This window comes from Robiginitalea sp. (assembly GCF_049588695.1).
In the GTDB taxonomy this organism is placed as follows: Bacteria; Bacteroidota; Bacteroidia; order Flavobacteriales; family Flavobacteriaceae; genus Robiginitalea.
The window spans coordinates 1-6,925 of the sequence record NZ_JBAVZJ010000466.1; the positions used below are offsets into that span (position 1 = coordinate 1).

The window sequence follows — 6,925 nt, forward strand, 5'->3', positions numbered from 1 at the left end:
GATTGGAAATGCTCCATTTGCAGGCTGAAGCATCCTGGGAAATATGGAACCGGGGAGGCGGGATTTAGTTTATAACGGGATTCCTGAAAAAAGAATTGAGATACCTTTTGTGGTCAGGCCACATGTTAGTATCTTGGAAAAGGAGATCTACGTATTCCGAAAATAGACGACAATGCCCGAAGCGGATAAACATGAACTGCAGGAAGAACTTGCAGGGGGGACAGACCAAACGGAGTCTGAGAAGAACCAGGCAAACACCATACCTGAAGAAAAACCTGCCAAACCCATAGGAGAAAAGAGACCGGTTCCGGACTCCGAACCTGTTGTGGATCAGGGAAAGGACGCGGAATTGGCAGGCAGTTTAAAAACCGATAAAACTCCCGGGGAGATGGCAACACCTCATGCAGGTGAAACAGCGGAACCTGGGAACAAAACCGTGGAAACTGCTAACGAAAACCTGGAAACTTCTGCTTCAGCACCCGATACTCCAGGACCTGAAACCCCTGAAAGCAAAGGCTCAACGCAAACAGCCGAAACTCCCGACCCCGGACTTGAATCCGGCGCTACAGAAGTTCCCGAAAGTACAAGCCAAAATATTTCTGATAATACGCCCGTCCCTTCCCCTGAAGAAATGACTAATGAGGTCCGGGAGCGGGCGACCAAAACTGAAGAAGCTCCTGAAACGGCAGCAGGATCCGTTGCCCCCCAAACCGATGAAAAACCAGAAATCCCGGAGACTGAAAAACCGTCAGAAGAACCAGGGGACTCTAAGGAAACAGCAGAGACAGAGGATTCAGACGATAGTGAAGACTCTGATGAGGATATCGACAAAACAATTGCCGAAGATGCTGAAGATACCGAAAATCAGCGAAGGCACCAGATTCCCTTTTTAGACTATCATTCCCTTTCTATGGAAAATCTGGTTGGGGAATTGCAACGTCTTATGCGATCTGAAAAAGTGCAGTCCATACGGCGTCATGTAGAGGCCATTCGCAAAGAGTTTAACCTGAAATTCCAGGAGTTTATTGAAGAGAAAAAAGAAGAGTTTATCAGTCGTGGCGGAGAGGCGTCTGATTTCAGCTATAATTCGGTAACCAAACGGCAGTTTAACGAACTGTATTCTGAATATCGGGAGCAGCGGAGTCAGTACTACAAAAACCTGGAGAAACAATTAAACCAAAACCTGGAGGAGCGACTCGCCATTATTGAACAGCTCAAAGGCCTGGTCAATGTGGAGGAAAACATGAACTCCACATACAAGAGTTTTAAAGAGCTTCAGGAGCGGTGGAAAAAGGCCGGCCCTGTGCCGCGTACCCAGTACAACGATGTATGGCGTACCTACCAACATCACCTGGAAATATTTTACGATTTTCTATCCCTGAACCGGGAGCTGAGGGATCTGGACTTCAAACATAACCTCGTCGAAAAAGAAAAATTGAGCCAGAGGGCCGAAGCCCTGCTGGAGGAACCGGATATCAATAAAGCTTTTCGGGAGTTACAGATCCTACATAAAATCTGGAAAGAAGACATTGGACCTGTCGGCAAGGAACACCGTGAAGAAATCTGGGAAAGGTTCAGTGAAGCTACCCGGAAAATGCACGATCGCAGACAGGGCTATTTTCAGGAACTCGATAAGCGTTACCAGGGCAATCTGGAAGAAAAACAAAAGATCATTGCACGGATTGAAGAAGTGAGTTCCACCGTTGCCAAAAACCACAAAGGCATACAGAAACAAATCCGGGAAATCGAAACACTGCGGGATCAGTTTTTTAAGGCCGGTAAGGTTCCCCAAAAGGATAATGAAGCTACCTGGAGTGCATTCAAGGCCGCTGTCCGCAATTTTAATCGCAGCAAGAATGCGTTTTACAAGAACCTCAAAAAAGAACAACACCTTAATCTGGACCGGAAGAAAAGCCTTCTTGAGCGCGCGATAGCCTTAAAGGACAGTGAGGACTGGGATACTGTCACGCCTGAGATGAAAAAAATTCAAAGGGAATGGAAAGAAATTGGGCACGTTCCCCGGAAATATTCGGATGCGATATGGAAAGAATTCAAAGCCGCCTGCAATCACTACTTCGACCGCCTGCACAGCAAAAAGAATAGTGCGTTTGACCAGGAAAAGAAGAATCTCAAGCTCAAACTGACTGTACTCGACCAGTTGAAGGGCTTTGAATTGACGGGGAAGCGCGAAGAAGACCTGAACACCATTAAGGACTTCGTTAAAAAATGGAAGGACATCGGGCATGTCCCCAGGAACAAGATGCACATTACTTCGAAATTCAATAAAATCCTCGACGCCTTATTCCGAAAACTCAATGTGGGGTCGCAGGAAGCTGAAATTCTGAAATACGGGGATCGGATCGCCGATCTGGCCAAAGAAGAAGATTCCTATGCCATAGAACAGGAACGGCAGTTTATCCGTAAAAAAATTGAGGAAGTAAAAGGGGAAATTCGTCAATTGGAGAATAACCTCAACTTTTTTTCAGAACCTTCTGAAGATAATCCGCTGGTGAAGGAAGTTTTGGTAAATCTGGAAAAGAAGAAAAAAGGCCTGGACAATTGGAAGGCAAAAATGAAAAAACTCAATATTCTCAGGAATAACCTCAATAGTGAGGCTGCAAATACCGAGGCACAGGAAGCCTCAGAGGATGATGCTGTATCCTGAAAAACAGATTATTTTACCCCCGTCTCCGGTTCGCCATAAAGGTCAAAATCGGATGCCTCTGTAATCCGTAATTCAGCAAACTCTCCAAGGCGCAGGTAGTACTTAGAAGCGTCTATAAGCACTTCATTATCAACATCCGGAGAGTCGAACTCGGTGCGACCGACAAAATACCCCCCCTCTACCCTATCGATCATACAGCGGTAGACCTGGCCAATCCTTTTCTGGTTGGCTTCCCAGGAAATCTGAGACTGAATCTCCATTATCTCATTGGCCCGTTCTTGTTTGACGTCCTCAGGGACGGAGTCTTCCAGGTTATAGGCATGGGTTTGTTCTTCATGACTGTAGGTAAAACAACCCAACCTCTCAAAGCGCTGCTCGCTGACCCAATTTTTGAGGAGCTGAAAGTCAGCTTCGGTTTCACCCGGATACCCCACGATAAGCGTGGTACGAATGGCAATTCCGGGGACCTGTGTGCGGAAAGCCTCCAGCAAGGCATTGGTCTTCTCCCGGGTCGTCCCCCGTCTCATACTTTTAAGAATCGGATCCGCGATATGTTGCAAGGGTATATCGATATAGTTGCAAACTTTGGGTTCGTTGCGCATTACCTCAAGGACATCCATAGGAAAACCGGTGGGGAAGGCGTAATGAAGACGAATCCAGTCTATGCCCTCAACTTTGCAAAGCTCCTGCAGCAATTCAGCCAAAGCCCTTTTTTTATAGATATCAAGACCGTAATAAGTCAGGTCCTGGGCTATGAGTATCAGCTCCCTGACGCCCTTGGCCGCAAGGGAAATCGCCTGTTCCGTTAATGCTTCAATGGGTGTACTGCGGTGCTTACCCCGCATCAGGGGTATGGCGCAAAATGAACACGGGCGGTCACACCCTTCTGCAATTTTCAGATAGGCGTAGTTCGAAGGTGTAGTTGTCAGGCGTTCTCCGACAAGTTCGTGTTTATAATCTGCTCCCAGTGCTTTCAAGAGTCTGGGGAGGTCTTGTGTCCCAAAATAAGCATCCACATTGGGAATCTCTTTTTCGAGGTCCGGCTTATACCGTTCGCTTAAACAACCGGTTACAAAAACCTTATCCACCCGGCCCGCTTCCTTTTCACGTACTTGCTCCAGGATGGTATTAACGCTTTCTTCCTTGGCATTCGCAATAAAACCACAGGTGTTTATAACCACAATATTTCCGTCCCCTTCGTGGACTACCTCTTTTTCATTGGCCCGTAACTGCCCCATGAGCACTTCAGAATCATAGAGGTTCTTGGAACATCCCAGGGTGATGACGTTAATACGGTTTTTCGCGCGAGTTTTAGTTCTCATACCTCTTTATTGGCGGCAAAAATACGATATACCTGAGTTTTGTCGAGTTTTTACAAGGAAATATACCTTTTTTACGTTCTGGTTCTATGAAATGAGCCATAACAATTCTTGACACCAACCGAGATGGTTTTTGGCGAATTACATCTGACCTATTAAAAACAATAAAAATAAACCGATGAAAAGGTTTTTCATAGTACGGGTTAAACGCTTGCGCATCCTTTTGGAAATGGGCTGTATATGTCTGGTCCTTTCTGCTTGTTCTAAATCGGAAGTAACCACAGGCGAGGCCGATTCCGAAGATCCACCTGTAATTCCTCAGAACCTGTACTACCCGCCTCTACAGGCAGGTGGGCAGTGGGAGACTATATCTGTGGAAGGTCTGGGATGGGATGCGGAATTGGCGACTTCCCTTGTTTCCTATCTCGAAGCTGAAGGCACCCAGGCCTTTATCATCCTGAAAGACGGCAAAATTGTGATGGAATCCTATTTCGGAGACTTTACGGAGTCCAGTCTCTGGTATTGGGCTTCAGCAGGAAAAACCCTGACCGCTTTTACCGTTGGTATTGCACAGGCAGAAGGGAAATTAAAGCTTGAAGATTCAACGGCCGATTATCTCGGAGAAGGCTGGACTACAGCACCCCCTGAAAAGGAGCAAAAGATCCGGATTGCAGACCAGTTAAGGATGACCACCGGATTGGATGAAAATATTTTTGAATGCACACTTCCAAATTGCTTGCAGTTCAAAGCGGACTCAGGTTCGCGATGGGCCTATCACAATGGTCCCTATACCTTACTACAAAATGTAGTCGCCGAAGCTGTTTCTGAAGAATTCAGCCCCTATTTTAACAGGGTACTCCGGGATCGGATCGGTATGGATGGATTTTGGCTGGCACAGGGTGAAGGAAATAATATTTATTACAGTTCAGCCCGTTCAATGGCTCGTTTTGGCCTTCTGGTACTCTCCAAAGGGGTCTGGGACTCCGAAGTCATCCTCGAAGATGGTAGATACACTGCAGATATGCTGAGTACGTCTCAGTCTATGAACAAGGCCTATGGTTACCTGTGGTGGCTCAATGGCAAGGATCGGTATATGGCCCCCGGTAGCCAGGTCGTATTCTCAGGGTCGCTGATACCTTCAGCACCCGCGGATCTTATAGCAGGCCTGGGCAAAAACGATCAGAAACTCTATGTGGTCCCCTCCCAAAACCTTGTTGTGATCCGGATGGGTAATGACGCCGGGGACGCACTGGTCGGACCGTCCAGCTTTGACAATGCCTTATGGCAGCGACTTTCGGAAATGATGGGCCTCTAGAAAAATTCCATTGTTAATCACTCATATCCCGCAGGCGCCTTCCTTGCAGGTTGCAAGGCTTCAAAGGCATAGGCAATCTGGAAAGCAAGCGGAATTTGAAACCCTCGCACGATTATGGTCAGGCCCACAGGCTCCCCGCTCTCCCGATATCCCATGGGAACTGTAATTGCAGGATTTTGGGCAGTGGCCGCAAACCCCGCATGTCGATTGTTGATAGATAAAATTCCGTCAAGCTGATGCGCTTCCCAGGGTTCGTCAAAAAATTGACGCCCCCCATCCAAAAGTCCCTTTCGGATTTTCAGAAATTCTTCCTCTGAAGTTTTGTCTGCCAGAATTCCTTCCAGCCGTTCCTGCCCATAGGGCATTCTCAAGTCAGGATCCTGCTGATTAAACGCAACGACATCTTCGACCGAGCGCACGGTTACGGCAAGGGTGTCGAGAATCTGAGTGCTTAAATACTCGGGCAGTGCACTTTTCATATCCAGATTCAATAAGGTCAGAAAGCCCTCCTGTTCCACTTCCGGATCTTTAAACTCAATGATTTTGGCCCCTGCATTCTTCAGGTTTGTGACCGTCTGACGGTACAAAGTATCTGAATCCATAAGGGATTTAAAAACACCCAAACGCAGTCCGCCTACGGCATTCGGAGTAGGTTTCTCATACCAGTTATCGCCCCAATTCACATTAAAGGCAGCCGGGTCTAAAACATCATATCCCAGCAGGGCGTCCATGAGAATGGCTGCATCGGTAACGGTCCGCGTCATGGGGCCGGGTGTATCCAGGGTTCCCGATATGGGAACAATGCCATTGCGGCTCAACATGCCAACCTTTGGCTTTAAACCTACGATGGAATTCTGACTCGAAGGCGAAAGGATAGATCCCGAAGTTTCCGTCCCCACAGCACCCATGGCGTATCCGGCAGCCATAGCTGTACCGCTTCCTGAACTCGAACCCCCGGTTTCAAATGTCCTTCGCCCATAGGGATTCAGGGTTTGTCCTCCGATGGCGCTATACCCTACCGGGCACCCACTGCACATATAATAGGCCCATTCACTGAGGTTCACCTTCCCCAGGATCAAAGCACCCTTTTCCCTGAGCCGCTCCACGATATAAGCATCACCGGTTTTGTTGTCCTGAAGTGCAATCGCTCCGGCCGTAGTGCGCATCCCTTCGGTGTTAATATTATCTTTTAGCAGCACAGGCATTCCAAATATGGGATGGCGGGAAGTTTCGGGATCTGCCTTAAGGGCGGCATCCCGCCGTTTAGCCTCCTCGATCACATCGAGATTCAAAGCGATCACCGTATTAAGCGTAGTGGTATTATCGAGCTCGTATTTATATATCCGATAAAGAAAGAACCGGGTAAGGTCTTCGTAGGAAAACGCATTGCTTTGTATGGCCTGTTGGACTTCTGGAATGGTCTTTCCAAGCACCATGGGTTTTAAGCGCTGGTACTCGGCCTCAGCGAGTTTCTGAACCTCCGGGTAAAGCGGTAAAAAAACATCATTTTTATCCAAAACCCTGGACTGTATGAGCTTATAACGCATACGTGCCACGGGGTGGTCCGCGTTTGCTGCTATCTCCTCAGTCTCATCATAACGGTTCCAGAGGGCTCCTTCCACAGCC

Annotated in this window: 4 protein-coding genes; 2 read left to right on the top strand and 2 right to left on the bottom strand. The window is 47.8% G+C overall.

The features are described 5' to 3' along the window. Positions 1–631: 631 nt before the first annotated feature. A complete protein-coding gene (locus WBV75_RS11005; protein WP_424120657.1) occupies positions 632–2,665 on the top strand; it encodes a DUF349 domain-containing protein in 2,034 nt (677 codons plus the stop codon). An 8-nt stretch (positions 2,666–2,673) separates the two neighbouring features. Here WBV75_RS11005 and rimO read toward each other — a convergent pair whose 3' ends face one another. Then, a complete protein-coding gene (gene rimO / locus WBV75_RS11010; RefSeq protein ID WP_424120654.1) occupies positions 2,674–3,987 on the bottom strand; it encodes a 30S ribosomal protein S12 methylthiotransferase RimO in 1,314 nt (437 codons plus the stop codon). A gap of 175 nt (positions 3,988–4,162) precedes the next feature. Between rimO and WBV75_RS11015 the strand changes: the two genes are divergently transcribed. Continuing rightward, the gene (locus tag WBV75_RS11015; protein WP_424120655.1) at positions 4,163–5,299 is read left to right on the top strand and encodes a serine hydrolase domain-containing protein; all 1,137 of its coding nucleotides are present in this window, start codon (positions 4,163–4,165) and stop codon (positions 5,297–5,299) included. A gap of 17 nt (positions 5,300–5,316) precedes the next feature. Here the strand turns inward: WBV75_RS11015 and WBV75_RS11020 are convergent. Then, positions 5,317–6,925 (bottom strand): amidase family protein (locus WBV75_RS11020; RefSeq protein ID WP_424120656.1); only part of this gene is annotated, 1,609 nt, incomplete at its 5' end.

Coding starts and splice junctions, on each gene's coding strand:
- WBV75_RS11005 (WP_424120657.1), top strand. CDS start 632: ATGACTAATGAGGTCCGGGAGCGGGCGACCAAAACTGAAGAAGCTCCT.
- rimO (WP_424120654.1), bottom strand. CDS start 3,987: ATGAGAACTAAAACTCGCGCGAAAAACCGTATTAACGTCATCACCCTG.
- WBV75_RS11015 (WP_424120655.1), top strand. CDS start 4,163: ATGAAAAGGTTTTTCATAGTACGGGTTAAACGCTTGCGCATCCTTTTG.